Consider the following 3133-nt stretch of genomic DNA (forward strand, 5'->3'; position numbering starts at 1 on the left):
GGACGCTGCGCAGCTACCTGGAGCTGGTGAAGGCGGAGCACCCGCGCAGCGTGCACGCGCTGGCCGAGCAGGTGTGGCACGAGGAGTGGACGCCGCGCGAGACGCTGGAGTGGGCGCGGTACGAGTCGCTGATCAACGAGGTGTTCCGGGACACCGGGGCGTCGGCGCTGTGCCCGTACGACACGTCCGCGCTGCCGGCGTCGATCCTGGAGTACGCGCGGCGGACGCACCCCTGGCTGGTGCAGAACGGCGCCCGCTTCGACAGCGGGCGGTTCACGAAGCCCAAGGCCTTCTCCGCCGACGTCGACCGCGCCCGGACGTTCCCGGCTCCGCAGGAGTCGGAGTACCTGCCGGTGACCGGCCACGACCTGCACGAGCTGCGGCGGTGGGTCGGGGGGCGCGCCGAGCGGCACGGCATGTCCGGACGGGACGCGCAGAACCTGGTCACGGCGGTGAACGAGGTCGCCGCGAACGCGCTGCGGCACGGCATCCCGCCGGTCGGGGTGCGGCTGTGGACGGAGGGCGCGGACCTGCTCTGCGAGGTCGGCGACAACGGCTACTGGCGCGACTTCAGCCCGCTGACCGGGTTCGTCCCGCCGAAGACGGCGCTGGACAGCGGCTTCGGGCTGTGGACGGTCCGGCTGCTGGTCGACCTGGTCGAGGTGCGCGCGGGCTGGGACGGGACGTTCGTCCGGATGCGCGTGAGCCGCTGAGCACGGCGGGTGTTCGGGTCCGCGGCGGCCGTCCGGCCGGCGTGATCGAACCCGCTCGCGGGGTGCGGGGACACTCGACAGGATGTGTGGAGTTCGGTCGGACACGCGGTGGTGGATCCGGAGCCGTCCGGTTGTCAGATACCGGGAAAACAGGGTGAGGGTTCGGCTACGTGACGTCGCCTCCTGGTCGTAGTCTGGACGCATCCGGAAGTGGCCGCGGTGGAAGGCGTTATGGAGACCCTCAGCTCCGTCCGCAGGCCGGTCCGTGAGCTGCGGCCCGGCGACCACGCGTGGCTGCCCTACTCGGGCGAGGACGAGCAGCGGCACGTGGTCGGCACGTTCGTCCGGGACGGGCTGGAGGCCGCCCACAAGGTGATCTACCTGGCCGGTTCGGATGATGTGGACGTTCCCGGCATGAACGGCGTTCCGCCGCGTCCGGGGCTGCTGACGGTGGTGCCGCTCGGGAACGCGCGGCGCGCGGACGGACGCTTCGATCCGGGCACGGTGCTGGCGGCGCTCGCGGGTGAGATCGCGGGCGCGGAGGACGGCGACTTCACGACCATCCGGGTCGCCGCCGACATGACGTTCGCGCTCGACCTCCCGGACGGCCTGCGCGAACTGCTCCGCTGCGAGCAGGACATCGAGCGCGCCATAGGCCCGAGCACCCGGGTGACGGCGATCTGCCAGATCGACCGGCGGCGGCTGACCGCCGACGCCCGCACCGCCCTCGCCGCGACGCACTCGACGTTCGTGACGCCGAACCCGGAGTTCGCCGACTCGGTGCTGCAGATCGTCCGCACCTTCGACCCGGTGGGGCTGTCGCTGCTCGGCGAGCTCGACGCGTCCCGGCACACGGTCCTGGACCAGGCGCTGAACACCGTGCTGGGCGCGAGCGGCGGCGAGGAGATCCATCTCGACCTCGCCGGGCTCGGCTTCATCGACCTCGGCGCGCTGAACATGCTCGCCGACGTGGCCGCCCGCCGGTCCGGCTCCGGCCCGCTCGTGCTGGACCGGATGCCCCTCCAGCTCCGCACGATCATGGAGACGGTGGGCTGGCACATGCTGCCCGGCCTGCGACTCGGCACCGTCTGAACCCGTCCCCTCAGCGGGACGCCGGGGTCAGGGCGTGCGCGGGGAGCTGGTGGCGGGCGGGTGGGGGTTTCCTCTGCTGGGCGTGGGAGCGTTCGGCGGGCGCGACGCGTGCGGCGGCGGACCGTTCGGACGGGTCGTCGTCGGAGGTGTCGACGGCCGTCCGGTAGGGGCCGTTCCCGGCACGCCGCCGGTTCCGGTCTGCGGCCTCGGGGTGGAATCGGGCGGCGTCGGCTTCACGCTGGAACCGGGCTCTCCCGGCGTCGTCGGCATGGGCGCGGGAGCCTGCCCGGACGGGCTGGACGCGGGAACGACCTGGTTAGCCGGATGCGTCTTCTTCTCCACAGTTCCAGGCCGCAGTACGAACACCAACGCGACGAACACGACCGCCGCCGCCACGCCTGCGGCTGCGGCTGCCAGCCACCATCGGCGTCGCGGGATGCCGCGTCCAGACTTGTCGCCGACGCGGTCCGCGGCCTCGGTGTGCGGGAACGCGCCGTCCGCGCCCGTCCCCGCTTCGGCGGGGTGGCGGCGGGCGAGGGAGACGACGCGGCGGGACGGGGACGGTGACGGCGTCGCCGTCTCGCGGAGTCGGTGGAGCAGTGCCGCGTCGGGCTGGATGTCGTCCGCGGCTTGGCGGAAGTGGTCGCGCAGGGCGGCGCCGAGCTCATCGTCCATGCGTGCGGCCCTCCCGGACGTGCGCGCGCAGCGCCGCCATGGCGCGCGCGGTGTGGCTTTTGACGGTCCCCCGGCTGATCCCGAGGGTGTCGGCGATCTCGCGTTCGCCGAGGTCGCACCAGTAGCGGAGCACGACCACGGCGCGCTGCTGGGCGGGGAGGGAGCGGAGCGCCTCGTCCAGCTCGCCGTCGCCGGACGGGACCTGGTGCGGCTCGCGTCCGGCGATGCGGTCGAGGTCGGCGACGCTCCCGGCGGGCGTGTCGCGGCGGCGCGCCCGGCGCTTGCCCTCGTCGATGGCGAGGTTGACCAGGACGCGGCGGGCGTACGCCTCGGGGTCGCCGTCCGCGAGCCGCCGCCAGCGCCGCGCGACCCGCTCGTAGGCGACCTGGAGGAGGTCCTCGGCGAGGTGCCGGTCGTAGACGAGGAACACGGCGGTGCGCAGCAGACGGCCCGCGGTGGCGTTCACGAACTCCTCGAACGTGTCGGCCGTCCCGCGGGCCTTCCGGGTGCTCAACGTGGACAGAGCCGCTCTCCTACTGGCCGGACCAGGTCGGCCGCACCGTCGCCGGGGCCGGACGCGTGGCTCCGGGCGCGGTCTTCGGCGGGGCCGGACGTGCCGCCCCAGGCGCGGTCTTCGGCGGGACGGGCGCGGG

General features: G+C 74.0%; 4 protein-coding genes. 2 read left to right on the forward strand and 2 right to left on the reverse strand.

Annotated features, from left to right (window positions below):
* Both AB0J52_RS33845 and AB0J52_RS33850 read left to right on the forward strand, forming a co-directional pair.
* The coding region (locus AB0J52_RS33845; protein WP_500186956.1) for an anti-sigma factor RsbA family regulatory protein at window positions 1-713 on the forward strand (713 nt) is incomplete at its 5' end.
* A 231-nt stretch (window positions 714-944) separates the two neighbouring features.
* The gene (locus AB0J52_RS33850; RefSeq protein ID WP_500186957.1) at window positions 945-1805 is read left to right on the forward strand and encodes an MEDS domain-containing protein; all 861 of its coding nucleotides are present in this window, start codon (window positions 945-947) and stop codon (window positions 1803-1805) included.
* 27 nt (window positions 1806-1832) lie between these two features.
* On the opposite strand, the gene AB0J52_RS33855 is transcribed toward AB0J52_RS33850, so the two are convergent.
* Window positions 1833-2480, reverse strand: a complete 648-nt coding sequence (locus AB0J52_RS33855; RefSeq protein ID WP_500186959.1) for a hypothetical protein — start codon at window positions 2478-2480, stop codon at window positions 1833-1835.
* Window positions 2470-2994 carry a SigE family RNA polymerase sigma factor gene (locus AB0J52_RS33860; protein ID WP_500186960.1) on the reverse strand — a complete coding sequence of 175 codons (525 nt, stop codon included), beginning with the start codon at window positions 2992-2994 and terminating at the stop codon, window positions 2470-2472. Before AB0J52_RS33860 ends, AB0J52_RS33855 begins: the two co-directional genes overlap by 11 nt.
* Window positions 2995-3133: the final 139 nt, after the last annotated feature.

Origin of the sequence: Spirillospora sp. NPDC049652, assembly GCF_040675125.1 — a bacterium.
Taxonomy (GTDB): domain Bacteria; phylum Actinomycetota; class Actinomycetes; order Streptosporangiales; family Streptosporangiaceae; genus Spirillospora.